Below are 18,634 nucleotides of genomic sequence, written 5' to 3'. Positions count from 1 at the left end.
TCACTTCGAGTCGCCTTCCGTGGTCACGAGGTCGGTGCCCACGGTGGCCATGGGCATGACCTTCCCAGGTCGGTCGAGGAAGTGGAAGATGGTCCAGTAGAGGACGCCGATCATCACGCCGCCGCCGACGATATTGCCCAGGGTCACCGGGAGCAGGTTGTCCACCAGGAAGTTGCTCCAGGTCAGATCGCCGTATGCCGTGTGGTCCAGACCCGAGGTGGTCCAGAACTCCTGCCCGGCGTTGGAGTGCAGGAGGATGCCCAGCGGCACCATGAACATGTTGGCGACCGAGTGCTCGAAGCCGCTGGCCACAAAGAGCGCGATCGGCATCGTCACGGCGACCACCTTGTCCACGGTGGTCCTGCCGCTGTAGGCGGCCCAGATGGCCAGGCACACCATGAGGTTGCACAGGATGCCCAGGACGAAGGCGGTGAGGAAGTCGTGGTGGACCTTCTTGAGCGAGACGTCCAGGACCACCTGGCCCCAGCCGCCGTCCGCCTGCTCCCAGACCTTGCCGAGGTAGATCAGGGCCACGATGGTCAGGGCACCGATGAAGTTGCCGATGAAGACCACGACCCAGTTGCGCAGCAGCTGCCAGGTGGTGATGCGTCCGCTGGCGCGGGCCGTGAGGGTCAGCGTGGAGGAGGTGAACAGCTCCGCCCCGGTGAGCACGACGAGCGCCAGTCCGGTGGCGAAGACCATACCGCCCAGGACCCTGGCGACACCGAACGGCAGGGCTGCGGCCCCCACCTGGCTGGTGGTGAAGAAGACGAAGCCGAGGGCGATGTACCCGCCCGCGGTGAGGGCCAGCAGGAACGACTTGAGCTGGTTGCTGGTGGCCTTGCCGAAGGCGGCGTCCTCGGCGGCCCTGGCCATCTGTGATGGCGTGAGGATCGTGCCCGCCTCACTCATCGTTCTCCCCCGCGTCACCGGTCAGCGCGATGCCGTCAGCCGCGCCCCTCGAACTCATCGATCTCACGCACCTTCGGACCGTAGGAGCCGCCCGGGTCGTGGCGCAGGTCCAGCCACAGGTCCACGAGCGCCTGCGCATAGGCGGGGGCGATGACGTTCTGCCCCAGGCACAGGATCTGTGCGTCGTAGTTCTCCACGGCTCCGCGCACGGTGATCAGGTCGTGGGCTGTCGCGGCCCGAGCTCCCCTGACCTTGCTCGCGGCGATGGCGGTCCCCACCCCGGTGCCGCAGACGAGCACCGCCCGGTCGGCGTCGCCGGCCACGACCCGCTGCGCCGCCTGGAACGAGACGTCTGGGTAGGTGATGTCCGGCGTCGAGAGGTCGACGACCTCGGTCACACGCTCGTTCTGCTCCAGGAACCCCTTGATCGCGTCCTTGAGGATCACACCGTTGCTCGGTGCGCCGATGACCACCCGCACGTCCTGTTCCTCCCATCTGTCCGGAATTTTTCACTACACGATGTAGTAAATGCTACAGAGTGTAGTAGAAGACGGAGGCGCACGCCACAACCGGCGCCGACAGCGGTGAGCATCGCGCGACCCCAGCCGCGACCCGCCCAGGCGCTGGCCCACAGACCACGCTGACCAGAGTGCCGCAGACAGATCGGAGTATCGGATGGACACGTGCGGGTTGAGGCCAACGGCCAGAGTCACCAGGGTCTGGTCCGGCCAGACGGTCGCGGTCACATCGGCGCGAGAGTCGAGACTGACCTGCCGGTGACCACGCCCGTTTACGCCGCTTGGGCTGCCGCGCCGCTCCGGAGGTCGACGCGGCGGTGGTGGCCACGCATGACCAACCGGGCGACGGGCTGTGCGAGGAGGGCCTCGACCACGAGGGCGATCATGAAGTTGCTCGGCCAGATGTGGAAGAAGTTCCGCAGAGGCTCTGTGGTCAGGCTCCAGGTCCCGATCCAGGCCCCGACGATGGTCAGGATCACGGAGATCAGCGTGACGCTGCACAGGGTGTCCGCGAAGATGTGGGCGCGGAAGCTGTCGCCCTTGCGGACGACGAGGCCGGTGAGCCACATCGCGGGCTTGCGCGTCAGCATCACGACCGCCAGGACGACGACCCACAGCAGCGGCAGCACCTTGAGCACCCCCCGCCACATGTCGAGCGTGAAGCCGATGGTCAGGCCCGAGATGACCACGGGGATGATGTTCACCGAGATCAGCGAGATGACGACCACGAAGGCCAGGGACTCTCGTGCCGAACGGGGGAAGATGGGTCCCGAACTTGTGGTGGTCGCTCATAAAGTCTCTCTGTGAACACGAAAAAGCGCCCCTCCCGAGGATTCGGGACGGACGCTGGATCTGACGGTTGTACGCGTTTGTGTGAGGTCTAGTGTATCGGATGAACTCATGCTTTCCAGCAGGGCGCCCGCTCCCACCCGCCGCCTACGCGATGAGACCCGACTGCTCCACGCGGAGGGCCTTGCGGCACGGAAGATCAGCCCCGGAGGAGGCCCCCCAGTCAATCGTCGCGGCCCATCCGAGGGTAGCCTCGATCACACGATGAAGCGGAGCTCCACCACGTTGCGTCACAGATAGGCATGAGCGCTCGGCCCTTCGAGCTACGCACCACGACGAAAGAGGTTCCATGGCCGACACAAGCCGCGGGCAGCTGAACTTCCTTGTGCTCGGCCACTCACCCAAAGGTGCCACGGGCTGGCCGCACCCGGTGACGATCAGCATCCACCCTCGCGGCAGGACGACGCTGCTCAACTTCTCGATGGGGCATCACATCGTCAACGTCGGCGGGCAGATCCCTGTCACGCAGGTGATCCTCGATGGCGAGCTCAACGAGACGTTCGCCGAGGAGTTCGACGCCTGCGAGGCCCGGTGGCTCGTGCCGCGCCTGGCGCAACTTGCGGCGGGCGAGAACGTCACCGTGAACGATCTCATCGAGACGTATCAGTCGATGTTCGGTCACCGCCCGAAGGTCGAGCGGTCAGGCGACTACACCTTCTGAGCCATGGCTGCCCGCGACGTCTCCGCGTCAGGCCTCAGCTAAACGGCAGTTAAACGTTGAAGCGGAACTCCACCACATCGCCGTCAGCCATCACGTAGTCCTTGCCCTCCATGCGCACCTTGCCCGCGGCGCGGGCGTCGGCCATCGAGCCGGTAGCGTCCAGGTCGTCGAAGGAGACGATCTCGGCCTTGATGAAGCCGCGCTGGAAGTCGGTGTGGATCACACCGGCGGCCTGGGGCGCGGTCCATCCCTTGCGGATCGTCCAGGCCCTGGCCTCCTTGGGGCCCGCGGTCAGGTAGGTCTGCAGGCCGAGGTTCTGGAAGCCCACCCGGGCCAGCTGCACCATGCCCGGCTCGGTGACCCCCACCGACTCGAGCAGCTCGGCGGCCTCCTCGTCGTCGAGCTCGGCCAGGTCGGCCTCCAGCTTGGCGTTGAGATAGATCGCCTCGGCGGGCGCGACGAGGGAAGCGAGCTCGTCGTGGAGCCCGGTGTCGGTGAGCCCGTCCTCGTCGAGGTTGAAGACATACAGGAACGGCTTGGTCGTCAGCAGACCGAGGCTCTTGGCCAGGTCCATGTCGACGCCGCCCTCGATGCCCTTGGCGAAGAGGGTGTCACCGCGCTCGAGGACCGTCCGGGCCGCGAGGGCGGTGTCGAGCACCGCCTTGTCCGTCTTCTTGCCCTTGACCTCCTTCTCGATCCGCGGGATCGCGGACTCGAGGGTCTGCAGGTCGGCCAGGACCAGCTCGGTGTTGATGGTCTCGATGTCGTCCTTGGGGCTGACCTTGCCGTCGACGTGCACCACGTCGTCGTCCACGAAGGCCCGCACCACCTGGCAGATCGCGTCGGCCTCACGGATGTTGGCCAGGAACTTGTTGCCCAGCCCCTCCCCCTCCGAGGCTCCCCGGACGATGCCGGCGATGTCCACGAAGCTGACCGGCGCCGGGAGGATCCGGGCGCTGCCGAAGATCTCGGCGAGCCGCGTCAGGCGCTGATCCGCCAGCGGGACGACACCGACGTTGGGCTCGATGGTCGCGAAGGGATAGTTCGCCGCGAGGACCGTGTTCTTGGTCAGTGCGTTGAAGAGGGTTGACTTGCCGACGTTGGGCAGGCCGACGATTCCGATAGTGAGTGCCACGGGATCAGGAGTCTACCGGCCGCGCACCACCGCTCCCGGCCCCCGGCCTCCCGGTCAAGATTTGCTCAAGTTCCAGGCGGGAGGGAACCGATCCCCTCACGTTGCCGTCGGTTCCATGGCGGTTCACGAGCCCCCTGGCCGCCGGGGGAGACACAGAGGAGCACAGAAATGACACGCACCACCAACCGCACCACCCGAAGGAGCCTCGGCCTGGTGAGCGCGGCCGCGGCCGCCGCCCTGGTCCTGACGGCATGCGGCGGGGAGGAGGAGCCGGCGGAGGAGACGTCGGCCGAGGAGACGGTCGAGGAGACCCAGGAGACGGCGGACGACAGCAGCGAGACCGGGGCTCCCGCAGACGACGTGGCCACCGAGACGGAGCCCGCGGTCGTCGACGAGGCGGAGGAGACCGAGACTCCGGCCGACGCCGCCGTCGAGACCGAGACCCCTGCCGCTGCTGGTGCCGCGGGAGACTTCGAGACGGCCGCCCCCGGCACCGAGCTCGCGTTCGGCGAGCCGGCCGTCCTGCACACGCAGCAGCGCGAGGAGGGCGAGGAGTTCTACGCCTTCGGCTACGTCGAGTCCAGGGTGACCGAGATCGTCAAGGGTGACGCCTCGTTCTTCGACCAGTTCCAGGACGCCGACGACTACGCCGGCCTGACGCCATACTTCATCATGTCCGAGCACGAGGTGCTCTTTGCCGAGGGGGACGAGGGCGTCACCAACCTGGAGCCCGGCTTCGACGGCATCCTCGACGACGGCACCCCGGCGCAGGGCCTGATCGTCATCAGCACCGGGATCGCCGAGTGCCCCAACGAGTACTTCGACGACTTCGTCACCGGCGCGACCGCGACCACCTGCAACGTGTCACTGGCGCCCGAGGGACAGGAGGTCACCGGTGCCGTGTGGACCGGCGTCCGCGAGATCGACGGTGGCTTCGGCGAGAACTCCTACCTGGAGGAGCCGGTCACCTGGCAGTGACCGGTGGTCGGGTCAGCTGGCCCGTCACCTCCGCAGCACCCAGGCCCCTGCGCGGCAGTATGCCGTCAGGGGCCTTCGGGTGCCTCCGCCAGGATCGCGGGTGGTCCGGGGCCTCTGTCGGTGGGTTCTGAGACGGTGTCGGCATGGACACCACCACGCTCGTGCTCACCCTCGTCGCCCTCGCGCTGGGGGCCGTGACCGGTTGGCTCCTGGCCCGCGGGTCCCACACGGCCGCGCTCGCGCGCACCAGCGCCGAGCGCGATCTGCTCGCGGAGCGTCTCGCGGCGCGGGAGGCGCTGGACGAGGACGACCGGCAGACCGCGGCCGAGCTGGCGCCGCTCCGCCTGGCGCTGGGTCGGGTCGAGAGCCAGGTGCGCGAGCTCGAGCGTGACCGGGTGGAGCAGTTCGGCTCGGTCGGCGAACGGCTCGGCGAGGTGGCGCGGCAGACCGCCGAGCTGAGGGACCAGACGGCGAGCCTGTCCGGCGCGCTCAACTCCTCCGGGGTGCGCGGCACCTGGGGCGAGGCCCAGCTGCGGCGCATCCTGGAGCACTCCGGGATGCTGGCCCGCTGCGACTTCGAGGAGCAGGTGAGCTCGGTCAGTCAGCACGACGTGACCGTGCGACCGGATGTCGTCGTGCGACTTCCCGGCGACAAGGTGCTGGTCCTGGACAGCAAGGCCCCGCTCGGGGCGTTCCTGCAGGCCCAGGCCGATGGCATCAGCGCCGGCGAGCGCACGGGCCTGCTCCGCCAGCACGCCCGGGCGCTGCGCGGTCACGTCGACGCGCTGGCCGCCAAGGCCTACTGGAGCGCGTTCCGCACCACCCCGGAGCTCGTGGTCTGCTTCGTCCCCAGCGACGCGGTCCTGGCCGCGGCGCTCCAGGCGGCACCGGATCTCTACGACCACGCCCAGTCCCGGAAGGTCGTGCTCGCCTCACCGGCCACGCTCCTCGCGCTGCTGCGCGCGCTCGCCTTCGCCTGGCAGCAGGACACCCTCACCGAGCACGCACGGGACCTGGTCCGCCTGGGCACCGAGCTCCACCAGCGTCTCGGGACCCTGGGTCGGCACGTCACCACGATGGGGGCGGCACTGCGCCGCTCCGTCGAGAGCTACAACAGCATGGTCGGCACCCTGGAGTCGCGGGTCATGGTGACCAGCCGGAGTCTGCAGGAGGTCGGCATCGCCGAGTCGGCCCATCCCGGCCTCGAGCCCGTGCGCGCGTCGGTGCGTCCCCTGACCGCACCCGAGCTGATCGTCGAGGAGATGACCGAGGTCGCCGGGGTCCGGGACCCGATCGACCCGGACCTGGCCGCCGGCCCGGGCCCCGTCCACCGGGAGCTTCCGGGCCGGGATGCCGACTCGGCCTAGTCCTCCGAGAGCTGGCGGAGGAAGGCCTGACCCCGATCGCTGGTCGGGTTGTCCAGCACCTGCTCGGGAGTGCCCTCCTCGACGATCTGTCGGTCGGCCATGAGCACCACACGGTCCGCCGCCCGGCGCGCGAAGCGCATCTCATGGGTGACCACGACCATCGTCATGCCCGCGTCGGCCAGCTCGCGCATGACGTGCAGCACCTCACCCACTAGCTCCGGGTCCAGGGCAGAGGTGGGCTCGTCGAAGAGCATGACCGCCGGGTCCATCGCCAGGGCGCGGGCGATGGCCACGCGCTGCTGCTGTCCACCGGAGAGGCTGTCCGGATAGGCATCGGCCTTCTCCTCCAGCCCGACCCGGCCGAGCAGTTCCTCGGCGCGCTGACGTGCCTCGCTGGCCGAGCGGCCCAGGACGTCCTGCTGGGCCATCATGATGTTCTGCGCGACCGTCATGTGCGGGAACAGGTTGAAGGCTTGGAAGACCATGCCGATCCGGGAGCGGATCCGGTTCATGGCCGACTCCTGATAGCTCAGCTGCTGACCGTCCACCTCGATGGTGCCCGAGGAGATCCGCTCGAGCCCGTTGATGCAGCGCAGCAGCGTGCTCTTGCCGGCACCCGAGGGACCGATGAGCACGACCACCTCGCCGGGATAGACGTCCAGGTCCACGCCGTCGAGCACCACGTTGTCACCGAACGTCTTCACGATGTTGCGCATGCTGACCAGGGGCTGGCCACGATGTGCGTCCGTCATGCTCGACCCTCCGCCTTCCGATTCCTACCCCAGACGGGCAGCCGGAGGCCACCCCCGTCGCTGCCTCCGGAGGAACCCTCGACCGGCCTGCGGTGCTTGCTGAGCGAGTGCTCGAGCCGGTTCACCACGAAGGTCAGCGCCAGCACGATGGCCAGGTAGTAGACCGAGACCATCAGATACATCTGGAGCGGCTCATAGTTCTGTGCCTGCAGATTGCGCGAGGTCTGGAACAGCTCGGTCATGCCGATGAAGGAGACCAGCGAGGAGTCCTTCACCGCGATGATGTACTGGTTGCCCAGCACCGGCAGCGTGGTGCGCAGCGCCAGGGGTGCCTGCACCCGGCGCAGGGTCTTGCGCTTGCTCATGCCCAGCGAGCGGGAGGCCTCGACCAGCCCCCTGGGCACCGCCTGGAAGCCGGAGCGGAAGATCTCCGCGATGTAGGCCGAGTTGTGCGCGGCCAGCGCCAGGGCGCCGGCCCAGAACGCCGGCATCTTCACGATCTCGGAGATGCCGAAGTAGAGCACGAAGATCTGGGCGATCAACGGCGTGCCCCGGATGACCCCGATGTATGCCGTGGCGAGCCACCGCAGGGGACCGAACCTGCTCATCACCATCCAGGCGATCACCCCGCCCAGCACCATCGCGATGACCAGGGCCACGGCTGTCAGGCGCAACGTCACCCAGCTGGCCTCGATGAAGAGGGGGGCGTACTCGACGAAGTTGTCGAAGAAGGTCATGGCAATGACTTAGTCAGCTGGTCTGCTCGGCGTCGTCGGCCGGGGCCTCGACGTCGGACTCCAGGATGTTCTGACCGAACCACTTCTCCGAGATCTCGGCGTAGGTGCCGTCCTCGATGATGCTCGCCAGCGCGGTGTTCAGCTCGTCCACCAGCTCGGTGTTGCCCTCCCGCACGGCGAAGGCCGGCTCCTCGGTGTAGAGCGGCTCACCGCAGACGCGCAGGTCCCGGTCGGCCTGGTTGATCTGGAAGAGCCCGACGAGGCGGTCGGTCATCGCGGCGTCGAGCCGGCCGACCTCCGTGTCCTCCAGTGCGGTGATGTCGGAGGTGAAGGTGCGGATCTCCCCGACCCAGTCCTGGTCGTTGAGGAACGTCTCGTAGGTCGTGCCGGAGGCGACGCCGATCGCCGGGCTGTCCATCTGTGTCGGGTCGGTGCAGTCGCTGTCGTTGGTGACGAAGACGGTGGCGCCGGAGAGGTAGTAGGGGTCGGTGAAGTCCACCTGCTCGTCGCGCTCCTCGGTGGGAGTCATCGAGGCGATCAGGACGTCATAACGGTCAGACTTCAGGCCCTGGATGAGGCTGTCGAAGGCTCCCGTCTGGGTCTGCAGCTCCAGGTCCATCTCCTCGGCGATCGCGACGGCGATGTCGAAGTCGAAGCCGGTCAGCTGATCGCCCTCGAAGTGGCTGAAGGGCTGGAACTCACCGCTCATCGCCACGACGAGCTCACCCTCGGTGAGGAGCTTCTGGCCATCGCTACCGTTCTGGTCATCGCCACCGCAGGCGGTGAGGGCGAGAGATCCCGCGACGAGGGCGACGAGGGCGCCGGCGCGGCGGCCGGCACGGGTCAAAGTTGTCATTGGGAAGTCCTTATCTCCATGAGGGGTTTGACTTCGAACATAGAAAGGTCCGCCGAGCAGGTCAAACGTGCCCTGACTGGCTGGACAACCACGCGGCATTCGTTTATCACGCGCACGCGAGCACCTCCGCAACGACTATCTCAGCAAGCTGCCGGATGTGCATCAGGGCGGTTCTGGGATACGGAGCGGGGGACCCCGCCACGAGAGTGCAGGGGTCAATAGGTGGCGGATCTCAGTCTCAGGGAGAGCGCGAAACCCCAGTGCTTCTTGGGCTCTAGTGGAGCGAGCCGGCGTCGTGCCGGATCTTGGCGGCCTCGACACCGTCGCGGGCCTTGAGGTCCCGGCGGATCTCGTTGGGCAGGGCGAACAGCAGGGACTCCTCGGCCGCGGTGATCGGCTTGACGTCCTCGAAGCCGCGGTCCGCGAGCCACTGCAGCACGTCCCGCACCAGCAGCTCGGGCACGCTCGCGCCACTGGTGACGCCGACGGTCTGGACCCCGTCCAGCCAGGCCTCGTCGATCTCGTCGGCGTAGTCCACCAGGTGCCCGTCGCGGGCTCCGTGCTCGAGCGCGACCTCGACCAGCCGGACCGAGTTGGAGGAGTTCTGCGAGCCGACCACGATCATCAGGTCGCACTCGGCGGCCATCTGCTTCACGGCGACCTGGCGGTTCTGGGTCGCGTAACAGATGTCGTCGCTGGGCGGGTCCTGCAGCTTGGGGAACTTCTCGCGCAGGCGCCGGACGGTCTCCATCGTCTCGTCGACCGAGAGTGTCGTCTGCGACAGCCAGACGACCTTGTCGGGGTCGGGCACCTCGACGTCATCCACCTCGTCCGGGCTCTGCACCAGCACGATGTGGTCCGGGGCCTCCCCCGCGGTGCCCTCGACCTCCTCATGCCCCTCGTGCCCGATCAGCAGGATGGTGTTGTCGTCACTGGCGAAGCGCACCGCCTCACGGTGCACCTTGGTCACCAGGGGGCAGGTCGCGTCGATGGTCTTCAGCTGGAGGGCCGCGGCCTCGCGGTGGACCGCGGGTGAGACTCCGTGGGCGGAGAAGATCACCGTCTCGCCCTCGGGCACCTCGTCGGTCTGGTCCACGAAGATGGCACCCCGCTTCTCCAGGGTGCGCACGACATGCTTGTTGTGGACGATCTGCTTGCGCACATAGATCGGCGGTCCGTAGAGGTCCAGCGCCTTCTCGACGGTCACAACGGCCCGGTCGACACCGGCGCAGTAGCCGCGCGGCGCGGCCAGCAGGACACGCTTGGACACCTGGTCAGTGGGTAGGGCAGTCACGCGTCCATGGTAGGCGAGATGCGCGAAAGTTAGCCTGCCGCCCTGTGGCGCCCCTCTGCGCGGGGTGCCCCGGACTCGGTCCACCACTCCCCGGGATCGTCCTCACTGCGGTGACTGGCCGCCCGGTCGGCCTCCTGCTGCTCGTGCAGGAAGTTGAGATAGAGGTAGTCGTTGATGATGTAGCCGACGCCTTCCCCTCGCGAGGCAGCGTCCAGACAGATGCGTCGAAGTTCTTCCTCGGTCACCAGCTGACTTGCCATGGAGATCACCATGGCCTTTTACCGCAGAACAATGGCGTAGACCCGCCGGGAATTGTCACATTCGTCACATATGTCACTTCAGGCCCACAGAAGTTCATTATCAGAAGGAGCCTGAGGGAGGGACGCCTGGTCCCACTCCATCGTCTCGGCGTTGACGCGAGCGACCCTGAAGCCCTCGCCCTTCAGACCGCAACGCCGCGCCCGGTCGGGAGGCGGGTCCCCATGGGTGAGGATGTGGGTATGCCGAACCACGCACCCGACCGTCCGTCCACCCCCCGCCAGCTGGCCGACCGCTTCGTGCACGACCTGGCCGAGCTCGACCCGTCGGTCGCCACCGGACTGGGCCTGAACCCGCACGAGGACCGGGTGCCGGACCTGTCTCCGGCGGGCTATCAGGCCAAGGCGGACCTGGCCTCCTCCGTGCTGGCCGAACTCGACTCGTTGGAGCAGGCGGCCGGACCGCACGGGTGGGACGACCTGGAGCGCCGGTGCGCCACCCTGCTGCGGGACCGGCTCGGCGTCCAGCTCGAGGCCCACGCTGCCGGTGAGCACCTGCGCGAGGTGCGCAACATCTTCGGCCCACCCCAGGCCGTCCGCCAACTCTTCTCGATGATGCCCTCGACCACCGAGGAGGACTGGGCCGCGATCGCCCGGCGCATGGCCCGGGTCCCGGAGGCCTACCGGGCCTGGACGCAGACGCTCGAGGAGGGCATCCGCCAGGAGCTCCTCGCCGCTCCCCTGCAGGTGCGGACCCTGATCGACCAGCTCACCGAGTGGAACGACACCCAGTGGTGGCAGGACTTCGTCTCGGCTGGCCCGTCGACGCTGCAGGGAGAGCTGGTCGCGGCGGCCGAGACCGCGGCCGCCGGCACCGTCGAGCTGCGCGACTACCTGCAGGACACCTACCTGCCTGCCACGCAGGGCACGCCCGACGCGGTCGGCGCGGAGCGCTACCGGCTCAACGCCCGTCGTTGGATGGGCGCCGACCTCGACCTGGAGGAGGCCTACGCGTGGGGCTGGGCGGAGTACCAGCGCATCCACGCCCAGATGGTCGAGCTGGCCGAGGAGATCCTGCCCGGCTCCACCCCCGTCGAGGCTATGCGCCACCTGGACGAGCACGGCGAGATCGTGCACGGCGTCGAGGAGGTCCGCCAGACTCTGCAGCAGATGATGGACCAGGCCATCACGGACCTGGACGGCACCCACTTCGACATCGCCGAGCCGATCAAGAAGGTGGAGGCGATGATCGCCCCGGCCGGCAGCGCGGCCGCCCCGTACTACAGCCGGCCCTCCATCGACTTCTCCCGCCCGGGCCGCACCTGGCTCCCGACCATGGGTCGGACGAGCTTCCCCATGTACGACCTGGTGAGCACCTGGTACCACGAGGGCGTGCCCGGCCACCACCTGCAGCTCGCCCAGTGGGTCCACGTCGCCCCGCAGCTGTCGATCTACCAGACCTCCCTCGGCTCCTCCAGCGGCGCGACGGAGGGCTGGGCGCTCTACGCCGAGCGGCTCATGGACGAGCTGGGCTACCTGGACACCGAGGCCCGCATGGGCTACCTGGACTGCCAGATCATGCGCGCGATCCGGGTCGTCATCGACCTCGGCATGCACCTGCAGCTGCCGATCCCGGACGACTCCCCCATCGCCCCCGGCGAGACCTGGACGCCCGAGCTGGCCAACCAGTTCTTCGCGGCGCACTCGGGGCGTCCCCAGGAGTTCATCGACTCCGAGATCATCCGTTACCTCGGCTGGCCGGGGCAGGCGATCAGCTACAAGCTCGGCGAGCGCGCGTGGCTGGCCGGGCGTGAGGGCGCCCGCGCCGCCCACGAGGCCCGCGGGGAGGAGTTCGACCTCAAGGCCTGGCACATGAAGGCGCTGTCCCTCGGTGCCCTCGGCCTGGACGACCTGACCCGGGAGCTGAGCTCGCTGTGACCGCGGCCGGCACGGGGAGCCTGCCCGGGACGGCCCGGGAGATCACCGAGCCGGTCGACATCGCCCTGCCCACCGGGCGGCTCAACCCACGGGCCGTGGGCTGGTCACGCGCGCCACGGCATACTGACACCATCTCCGGGTGGGGGCGCACCAAGAGGTGGGAGTACTGGGGCGTGGTGACCCCGACGCACATCATCGGGGTGGTGGTCTCCTCCATGGACTACGCCGCGGTGCACAGCCTCTACGTCCTGGACCGGGACAGCGGTCGGGAGTGGGCTCCGGAGGCCGTGGTGCCGCTGGCCCGCGGCGCCGTCCTGCCCCCACGCAGCGGTCGCGGCCGGGTGGAGGCACGGGCGAAGGACCTGACGATCACCATCGACCAGGGCGACGAGGTCCGCGTCGAGGCGTCGGCCGGGGGCGTCGAGCTGCAGCTGACCGTCGGCCAGCACGCGGGTCACGAGGCGCTGGGCGTCCTCGTGCCGTGGACCGGGCGACAGTTCCAGTACACCCTCAAGGACCTCGGGCGACCCGTCAGCGGCACGCTGGTGCTCGACGGGACGGAGCACCCGGTCCGTGCCGGCGAGTCGTTCGCGGTGCTCGACCACGGGCGTGGCCGGTGGCGCTACTCGATGACCTGGAACTGGGCCGCGGGCTCCCGCCCCGACGGTGATCTGGCGATCCAGCTGGGCGGGAGGTGGACTGTCGGCACCGGCCAGACCGAGAACGGGCTGTTCGTCGACGGGCGGCTGCACAAGATCCACGAGGAGCTGGTCTGGCACTACGACCGGAGCGACTGGCTGGCCCCGTGGCGGATCGAGGGCGAGCGGGTCGGGGTGCGGTTCACGCCCTTCCACGAGCGCGTGGCCGTGACGGACCTGCTGGTCATCGCCGGTGAGACGCACCAGTGCTTCGGACGCTTCTCTGGGTGGGCGGTGGCCGACGACGGCACCAGGGTCGACCTGGTCGGGCTGGAGGGCTGGGCCGAGGAGGCACGCAACCGTTGGTGAACCGGCGCCTCGGCCACCCAACCGTGCCCATCGGCATACTGCCTCCAGGGTCGGGGTTCCCCGGCCCTGTCCGGGCCGGCGCCTATCGTGTCCCACGTGAGCCAGCCGCCCGCCCCCCGCTCCGTGCCCGCCACGGCCCGCGAGACGACGGCGGAGTCGCCGTGGCCGGTGCGGGTCCTGTCGATGAAGATCTCCGACTACGTCGACAAGATGTCACCGCTGTGGGTCGAGGGGCAGATCGTCCAGCTCAACCGGCGGGCCGGCATGTCCTACGCCTACCTCACCCTGCGCGACCCGGACGTGGACATGTCGCTGTCGGTGTCCATCCCGGTGCCGGCGCTGGACGCCCTCGCGGCACCCCCGGAGGCCGGGGCGCGGGTCGTGATCCACGCCAAGCCGGCCTTCTGGGCCAAGCGGGGCACGCTGCAACTGGAGGCCCGGCAGATCCGCCACGTCGGAGTCGGTGAGCTGCTAGCCCGGCTGGAGCACCTCAAGTCGTTGCTGCGCTCCGAGGGCCTGTTCGAGCCGCGCCGCAAGCAGCCGCTGCCGTTCCTGCCGCGGCGCATCGGCCTGGTGTGCGGACGCAACACGGCGGCCGAGCGGGACGTGGTCATGAACGTCCGCCGCCGGTGGCCGGCCGCCCGGTTCGAGATCCGCCAGGTGGCGGTCCAGGGCCCCTCGACCGTCGCCGGGGTCTGCGAGGCTCTGGCCGAGCTGGACAGTATGCCGGAGGTCGAGGTGATCGTCATCGCTCGCGGGGGCGGGTCCTTCGAGGACCTCCTGCCGTTCAGCAACGAGGCGCTGGTGCGCGCGGTGTCCGCGACGCGCACCCCGGTCGTCAGCGCCATCGGTCACGAGACCGACACCCCACTGCTGGACTACGTCGCGGACTACCGGGCCTCCACGCCGACCCACGCGGCCAGCCGGATCGTCCCCGACCAGCAGGAGGAGCTGAGCGGACTGGCCGCCACCCGCGGGCGCGGGCGCCAGGCGCTGCAGCGCCGGATCACCGAGCAGCGACGACGGCTGGAAGCGACGATGAGCCGGCCAGTCATGGCCGACCGGCAGGCGATCATCACCACCTACCGCCGCGACATCGAGACGACCCTCGAGCGCGGGCGCCAGCGGGTGAGCACGCTGGTCTCCCGGGAGTCCGACCGCGTCGCCGGGCTGACCCGCCACCTGCGGGCCGTCTCACCGCAGCACACCCTGGAGCGGGGGTATGCCGTGGTGCGGCACAGCGACGGGGCCATCGTGCGCGACATCGCCGAGGTGGAGGCCGACGAGCTCCTGCGGGTCACGGTCGCCCGGGGCGACTTCGGGGTCCGGCCGGTCGCGGCCCCTACGCTGGAGGACGACCGCACCCCGGAGAGGACCGGACGATGACCGAGCACGACGAGTCCAGCACGGAGCCGAGCCTCGGCACAGCCGGAGGTTTGTCTGGAGACGCAGCCGACGACCAGGCTGTCGTCGACCTCGCCCACCAGTTGTTCGACCTGGCCCGGGAGGGTCGCACGCAGCAGCTGGCCGCCTATCTGGAGGCGGGGGCACCGGTCGATCTCACCGACCCGTCGGGCAACACCCTGGTGATGCTGGCGGCCTACCACGGGCACGCCGAGCTGGTGCGCGAGCTGGGCCGCCGCGGGGCCGACGTCGACCGGCTCAACGACCGTGGCCAGTCGCCGCTGGCCGGTGCCGTCTTCAAGGGCGAGCCGGCGGTCGTCGCGGCGCTGCTGGAGCACGGGGCCGACCCGGACGTGGGCGAGCCCACGGCACGGGCGACCGCCGAGCTCTTCGGCCGGTCCGACCTGCTGCGCGGTTAGAGTCGGTCCATGAGCACCGAGCGCAGCGCAGGACCTCTCCCCGTCGCCGACCTCAGCTATGAGGAGGCCCGCGATGAGCTCGTGGCGATCGTCGCGCGGATCGAGGGCGGCGGCGCCGCGCTGGAGGAGTCCATGGAGCTGTGGGAGCGCGGGGAGGCTCTGGCGGCCCACTGCAAGGACAAGCTCGACCAGGCGCAGGAGCAGCTCGACCGCGGCGCCGCAGGCACCGGGCGCGACGCGGAGGACGACGGCACGGACGACAGTGACGATGCCTGACGCGCGGTCACGCAGGTTGCAGGTCGTGGCAGACCTCCCCCGGCTGCGCATCATCGAGGAGCGTGACGCCCCGGCGGTCCTGGACGCCTTCGACGACGACGACATGCGCCGTCAGGGCACCATCCGCACCCTTGAGGAGGCGGAGAACTGGGTCAGCTTTATGGGGGGCCGCGGTGAGCGGCTGGCCCTGGCCATCGACCTCGGCGGTCAGATGATCGGAGCGGTCGTCGTCAGCTCGATCGACCAGGAGAACGAGACCGGCTGGTTCTGGTACTGGATGCACCGCGAGCACCGCGGCAAGGGATGGATGTCACGGGCCGCCGTGACGCTGGCCGACCATGCCCTGACCGACATGTTCCTGCACCGTCTCGAGCTGGGACACCGCGCGAACAACCCCGCCTCCGGTGGTGTGGCCCGTGCCGCGGGCTTCATCCACGAGGGCATCGAGCGGGAGAAGTTCCTGGTCGACGGCGTCCGGATCGACGTGCACACCTACGCCCGCCTGGCCACGGACCCGTGGCCGGAGACCCCTCGGCTGCCGCTCGACCTCTGAGCGAGGCCGCGAGCCTGAACGAAACTGGGTGAGGGGCGCGTACAAAACCTCCCCAAGAATGCGTGGGGCGCCTACAGAACCTCCCCAAAAATTGTTAGCCGGCGACTTCGAGCAGGCCGATGAACTCCTCGATCTCGTCCCAGTCGGCCGTCCCGCGCACCACCGTCGTGGCCTCGCGCCCCTCGGCCGGCTCGAGCACGACGGCACGCTCCTCCCCCTCGTAGGCATCCCACTCCTGCACTCCGTCGGGGCCGGTGATCGTCCGGGTGCCGACCTGCTCGCCGGCCTTCTCGGTCAGAACCCCCATCCACTCGTCGGTGGCGTCGGCTGACTGGGAGATCTCGACATACTCCTCGCCGGGCGTGACCAGCCCGACGCGCCAGGAGAGCGCCCCGGCGTAGGTCTCGAGAGTGGCGAAGTTGGCCGTCCACTCCTCCCCTAGGTCCTCGGGGGTCCACACCGGGAACTCGGACTCGGTGGCCGCGTAGGTCGCCACCGGCGCCACCTCGACCGGCCGACGCTCCAGCTTGTCCGGGTTGGGCATCAGCGCCCACCAGGCGAAGGCCAGGGCGAAGACGGCGAGCAGGGAGTAGATCATGTTCTTGACCGAGTAGTTGCGCAGCCGGTTGACAGCCTTGTTCTCCTGCTGGGGAGGTGTCGGCTGGGTCTCGGTCGGGCTGCTCATGCTCCTATGGTCCCATCTCGTGCCGGACGGGTAGTGTCGAGCCAGCAATGACGCCTGCCCCCAAGGAGCCACCATGCCCACCGAGGACGCCCGCAGCACTTCTCACCAGTCCGTGCTCCCGGACCGCAACCTGGCGCTGGAGCTCGTGCGCGTGACCGAGGCCGCGGCCCTGGCTGCCGCGCGCTGGGTGGGCATGGGTGACAAGAACCGCGCCGACGGCGCGGCCGTCGCGGCGATGCGCAAGGTCATCTCGGGGGTCGCGATGGACGGCATCGTCGTCATCGGCGAGGGCGAGAAGGACGAGGCCCCGATGCTGTTCAACGGCGAGAGGGTCGGCGACGGGACCGGGCCCAAGGTCGACGTCGCCGTGGACCCGATCGACGGGACGACGCTGACCGCCAAGGGCATGGACAACGCCATCGCGGTTATGGCGGTCTCGGAGAAGGGGACGATGTATGACCCGAGCGCAGTGTTCTACATGGACAAGCTGGTGGTCGGTCCCGAGGCCGGCGACGTGGTGGACATCCGGCTGCCGGTCAAGGAGAACGTCCGGAGGGTCGCCAAGGCCAAGAAGCGCGGCGTCGAGGACGTCACCGTCGTGATGCTCGACCGCCCCCGCCACGACCAGCTCGCGCAGGAGGTGCGGGAGGCCGGCGCGCGGCTGAAGTTCATCACCGACGGCGACGTCGCCGGCGGCATCGCGGCCGCCCGCGAGACCTCCGGCATCGACATGCTGCTGGGCATCGGCGGCACCCCAGAGGGCATCATCACGGCCTGCGCCGTCAAGGCCATCGGCGGGGTGATCCAGGGCAAGCTCTGGCCCAAGGACGACGACGAGCGACAACGTGCTCTCGACGCCGGTCACGACCTGGACGCGGTCCTGGCCACCGACGACCTGGTCACCGGCGACAACTGCTTCTTCGTGGCGACCGGCATCACCAACGGTGAGCTGTTGCGCGGCGTCCGCTACGCCGGCGCGGGGTCGGCGGTCACCCAGTCCCTGGTGATGCGTTCCAAGTCCGGCACCATCCGCGAGGTCCAGGCACACCACCGGCTCGACAAGGTGGCCAACCTCGTCGGGCGCGGGGCGTCAGGCTGAGCCCATGCCACCCACAACTGGGCGCGCCGGGCGCACCCTCGTCATCGGTGAGGCGCTCATCGACATCGTCGGCGGCGCCGAGGGTCAGCGGGAGTATGTCGGGGGGTCCCCTGCCAATGTCGCCATGGGTCTGGCCCGTCTGGGGCACCCGGTCGACTTCCTCACCCACCTCGGGCCCGACGCCCGGGGCACCCGCGTCGCCGAGCACCTCACCGCCGCCGGTCTCCGGCTCGTCCCGGGGGCGGTGGCGCCGCGCACGTCCACCGCCACCGCGCGCCTGGACGCCGAGGGCGGCGCGACCTACGACTTCGATCTCGCCTGGGACATCCCAGCCGTGGACCTCGCGGGGACCGCTCACGTGCACACGGGATCCATCGCGGCCACCCTGGAGCCCGGGGCCAGCCGCGTCCTGGAGACGCTGCAGAGGGCACGGGCAGCGACCACCGTGAGCTACGACCCCAACCTGCGGCCCAGCATCATGGGCGAGCCACACGACGTCCGCGCCCGCGTCGAGGAGCTCATCGGCCGGGCCGACGCGGTCAAGGCCAGCGACGAGGACATCGGGTGGCTGTATGCCGGGGCGACGGTCGAGCAGGTCGCCCACCTCTGGGGCCGGCTGGGTCCCGCGGTCGTGGTCGTCACCAGGGGCTCGGAGGGGGCCCTGCTGCACCTGCCCGCGACGGGCGACCAGCATCTCCTGACCGCGGCACCAGCCCAGGTCGTCGACACGGTCGGCGCCGGTGACTCCTTCATGGCCGGGTTGCTCTCCGGGCTGCTCGACGCCGGCTACCTGGGCGACCCTGGTGCCCGGGGGCGCCTGCGGACCGCCGGGCTGCGCGACATACTGCCTGCCGTGGAGCGCGCGGCGGCCTGTGCCCACTGGACGATCGAGCGGGCCGGTGCCGCAGCACCGACCCGCTCCGACCTGTCTGCCTGA

The 18,634-nt window shown here is 69.4% G+C and carries 21 protein-coding genes; 11 read left to right on the top strand and 10 right to left on the bottom strand.

The features are described 5' to 3' along the window. The 3 genes from focA to MWU75_RS02560 form a co-directional block, all read right to left on the bottom strand. The gene (gene focA / locus MWU75_RS02570) at window positions 1–912 is read right to left on the bottom strand and encodes a formate transporter FocA (protein ID WP_247087987.1); all 912 of its coding nucleotides are present in this window, start codon (window positions 910–912) and stop codon (window positions 1–3) included. Window positions 913–947: 35 nt separating this feature from the next. Then, window positions 948–1,391, bottom strand: a complete 444-nt coding sequence (locus MWU75_RS02565; RefSeq protein ID WP_247087986.1) for an RpiB/LacA/LacB family sugar-phosphate isomerase — start codon at window positions 1,389–1,391, stop codon at window positions 948–950. Between the two features lie 311 nt (window positions 1,392–1,702). Further along, a complete protein-coding gene (locus tag MWU75_RS02560; RefSeq protein WP_247087985.1) occupies window positions 1,703–2,158 on the bottom strand; it encodes a hypothetical protein in 456 nt (151 codons plus the stop codon). A gap of 410 nt (window positions 2,159–2,568) precedes the next feature. On the opposite strand from MWU75_RS02560, the gene MWU75_RS02555 reads away from it, so the two are divergent. Next, entirely contained in the window at window positions 2,569–2,940 is a 372-nt protein-coding gene (locus tag MWU75_RS02555) for a hypothetical protein (RefSeq protein ID WP_247087984.1), read from the top strand. 49 nt (window positions 2,941–2,989) lie between these two features. On the opposite strand, the gene ychF is transcribed toward MWU75_RS02555, so the two are convergent. After that, a complete protein-coding gene (gene ychF / locus MWU75_RS02550) occupies window positions 2,990–4,075 on the bottom strand; it encodes a redox-regulated ATPase YchF (RefSeq protein ID WP_247087983.1) in 1,086 nt (361 codons plus the stop codon). Window positions 4,076–4,243: 168 nt separating this feature from the next. Here ychF and MWU75_RS02545 point away from each other — a divergent pair, with 168 nt between their 5' ends. Both MWU75_RS02545 and MWU75_RS02540 read left to right on the top strand, forming a co-directional pair. Continuing rightward, complete coding sequence (locus tag MWU75_RS02545) at window positions 4,244–5,053, top strand: hypothetical protein (RefSeq protein ID WP_247087982.1); 810 nt, start codon at window positions 4,244–4,246, stop codon at window positions 5,051–5,053. Between the two features lie 143 nt (window positions 5,054–5,196). After that, window positions 5,197–6,420, top strand: a complete 1,224-nt coding sequence (locus MWU75_RS02540) for a DNA recombination protein RmuC (RefSeq protein ID WP_247087981.1) — start codon at window positions 5,197–5,199, stop codon at window positions 6,418–6,420. On the opposite strand, the gene MWU75_RS02535 is transcribed toward MWU75_RS02540, so the two are convergent. The 5 genes from MWU75_RS02535 to MWU75_RS02515 form a co-directional block, all read right to left on the bottom strand. Continuing rightward, complete coding sequence (locus MWU75_RS02535; protein WP_247087980.1) at window positions 6,417–7,172, bottom strand: amino acid ABC transporter ATP-binding protein; 756 nt, start codon at window positions 7,170–7,172, stop codon at window positions 6,417–6,419. The genes MWU75_RS02540 and MWU75_RS02535 overlap by 4 nt on opposite strands. Then, complete coding sequence (locus MWU75_RS02530) at window positions 7,169–7,909, bottom strand: amino acid ABC transporter permease (protein WP_247087979.1); 741 nt, start codon at window positions 7,907–7,909, stop codon at window positions 7,169–7,171. Before MWU75_RS02530 ends, MWU75_RS02535 begins: the two co-directional genes overlap by 4 nt. Before the next feature lie 13 nt (window positions 7,910–7,922). Continuing rightward, window positions 7,923–8,765 carry a transporter substrate-binding domain-containing protein gene (locus tag MWU75_RS02525; protein ID WP_247087978.1) on the bottom strand — a complete coding sequence of 281 codons (843 nt, stop codon included), beginning with the start codon at window positions 8,763–8,765 and terminating at the stop codon, window positions 7,923–7,925. A 274-nt stretch (window positions 8,766–9,039) separates the two neighbouring features. Continuing rightward, window positions 9,040–10,059 carry a 4-hydroxy-3-methylbut-2-enyl diphosphate reductase gene (locus MWU75_RS02520; RefSeq protein WP_247087977.1) on the bottom strand — a complete coding sequence of 340 codons (1,020 nt, stop codon included), beginning with the start codon at window positions 10,057–10,059 and terminating at the stop codon, window positions 9,040–9,042. Between the two features lie 29 nt (window positions 10,060–10,088). Then, window positions 10,089–10,319, bottom strand: a complete 231-nt coding sequence (locus tag MWU75_RS02515; protein WP_247087976.1) for a hypothetical protein — start codon at window positions 10,317–10,319, stop codon at window positions 10,089–10,091. Window positions 10,320–10,559: 240 nt separating this feature from the next. On the opposite strand from MWU75_RS02515, the gene MWU75_RS02510 reads away from it, so the two are divergent. From MWU75_RS02510 to MWU75_RS02485, 6 genes are all read left to right on the top strand, one after another. After that, complete coding sequence (locus tag MWU75_RS02510) at window positions 10,560–12,254, top strand: DUF885 domain-containing protein (protein ID WP_247087975.1); 1,695 nt, start codon at window positions 10,560–10,562, stop codon at window positions 12,252–12,254. Then, window positions 12,251–13,261 carry a DUF2804 domain-containing protein gene (locus MWU75_RS02505; protein WP_247087974.1) on the top strand — a complete coding sequence of 337 codons (1,011 nt, stop codon included), beginning with the start codon at window positions 12,251–12,253 and terminating at the stop codon, window positions 13,259–13,261. The genes MWU75_RS02510 and MWU75_RS02505 overlap by 4 nt, the downstream gene beginning before the upstream one ends. Window positions 13,262–13,357: 96 nt before the next feature. Beyond that, a complete protein-coding gene (gene xseA / locus MWU75_RS02500) occupies window positions 13,358–14,647 on the top strand; it encodes an exodeoxyribonuclease VII large subunit (RefSeq protein ID WP_247087973.1) in 1,290 nt (429 codons plus the stop codon). Further along, window positions 14,644–15,084 carry an ankyrin repeat domain-containing protein gene (locus MWU75_RS02495; RefSeq protein WP_247087972.1) on the top strand — a complete coding sequence of 147 codons (441 nt, stop codon included), beginning with the start codon at window positions 14,644–14,646 and terminating at the stop codon, window positions 15,082–15,084. The genes xseA and MWU75_RS02495 overlap by 4 nt, the downstream gene beginning before the upstream one ends. Window positions 15,085–15,093: 9 nt before the next feature. Continuing rightward, the gene (locus tag MWU75_RS02490) at window positions 15,094–15,360 is read left to right on the top strand and encodes an exodeoxyribonuclease VII small subunit (protein WP_247087971.1); all 267 of its coding nucleotides are present in this window, start codon (window positions 15,094–15,096) and stop codon (window positions 15,358–15,360) included. A gap of 25 nt (window positions 15,361–15,385) precedes the next feature. Beyond that, a complete protein-coding gene (locus MWU75_RS02485) occupies window positions 15,386–15,913 on the top strand; it encodes a GNAT family protein (protein WP_247087970.1) in 528 nt (175 codons plus the stop codon). Between the two features lie 94 nt (window positions 15,914–16,007). Here the strand turns inward: MWU75_RS02485 and MWU75_RS02480 are convergent, their stop codons facing one another. Continuing rightward, entirely contained in the window at window positions 16,008–16,598 is a 591-nt protein-coding gene (locus tag MWU75_RS02480) for a DUF4245 domain-containing protein (RefSeq protein WP_247087969.1), read from the bottom strand. Window positions 16,599–16,671: 73 nt separating this feature from the next. Here MWU75_RS02480 and glpX point away from each other — a divergent pair, with 73 nt between their 5' ends. Beyond that, window positions 16,672–17,697, top strand: coding sequence for a class II fructose-bisphosphatase (glpX, locus tag MWU75_RS02475; protein ID WP_247087968.1), 1,026 nt, complete (start codon window positions 16,672–16,674; stop codon window positions 17,695–17,697). Between the two features lie 4 nt (window positions 17,698–17,701). Beyond that, window positions 17,702–18,634, top strand: coding sequence for a carbohydrate kinase (locus MWU75_RS02470; RefSeq protein ID WP_247087967.1), 933 nt, complete (start codon window positions 17,702–17,704; stop codon window positions 18,632–18,634).

The sequence above is a fragment of the Ornithinimicrobium sp. F0845 genome, assembly GCF_023015765.1.
In the GTDB taxonomy this organism is placed as follows: domain Bacteria; phylum Actinomycetota; class Actinomycetes; order Actinomycetales; family Dermatophilaceae; genus Ornithinicoccus.
The sequence above is the reverse complement of the archived record's forward strand: the minus strand, read 5'-3'. Positions and strand labels throughout refer to the sequence as shown.

Bases quoted from the DNA above. Each gene is read 5' to 3' on its own strand.
- focA (WP_247087987.1), bottom strand. From the start codon at position 912: ATGAGTGAGGCGGGCACGATCCTCACGCCATCACAGATGGCCAGGGCC.
- MWU75_RS02555 (WP_247087984.1), top strand. From the start codon at position 2,569: ATGGCCGACACAAGCCGCGGGCAGCTGAACTTCCTTGTGCTCGGCCAC.
- MWU75_RS02545 (WP_247087982.1), top strand. From the start codon at position 4,244: ATGACACGCACCACCAACCGCACCACCCGAAGGAGCCTCGGCCTGGTG.
- MWU75_RS02540 (WP_247087981.1), top strand. From the start codon at position 5,197: ATGGACACCACCACGCTCGTGCTCACCCTCGTCGCCCTCGCGCTGGGG.
- MWU75_RS02535 (WP_247087980.1), bottom strand. From the start codon at position 7,172: ATGACGGACGCACATCGTGGCCAGCCCCTGGTCAGCATGCGCAACATC.
- MWU75_RS02530 (WP_247087979.1), bottom strand. From the start codon at position 7,909: ATGACCTTCTTCGACAACTTCGTCGAGTACGCCCCCCTCTTCATCGAG.
- MWU75_RS02525 (WP_247087978.1), bottom strand. From the start codon at position 8,765: ATGACAACTTTGACCCGTGCCGGCCGCCGCGCCGGCGCCCTCGTCGCC.
- MWU75_RS02515 (WP_247087976.1), bottom strand. From the start codon at position 10,319: ATGGCAAGTCAGCTGGTGACCGAGGAAGAACTTCGACGCATCTGTCTG.
- MWU75_RS02510 (WP_247087975.1), top strand. From the start codon at position 10,560: ATGCCGAACCACGCACCCGACCGTCCGTCCACCCCCCGCCAGCTGGCC.
- MWU75_RS02495 (WP_247087972.1), top strand. From the start codon at position 14,644: ATGACCGAGCACGACGAGTCCAGCACGGAGCCGAGCCTCGGCACAGCC.
- MWU75_RS02490 (WP_247087971.1), top strand. From the start codon at position 15,094: ATGAGCACCGAGCGCAGCGCAGGACCTCTCCCCGTCGCCGACCTCAGC.
- MWU75_RS02480 (WP_247087969.1), bottom strand. From the start codon at position 16,598: ATGAGCAGCCCGACCGAGACCCAGCCGACACCTCCCCAGCAGGAGAAC.
- glpX (WP_247087968.1), top strand. From the start codon at position 16,672: ATGCCCACCGAGGACGCCCGCAGCACTTCTCACCAGTCCGTGCTCCCG.
- MWU75_RS02470 (WP_247087967.1), top strand. From the start codon at position 17,702: ATGCCACCCACAACTGGGCGCGCCGGGCGCACCCTCGTCATCGGTGAG.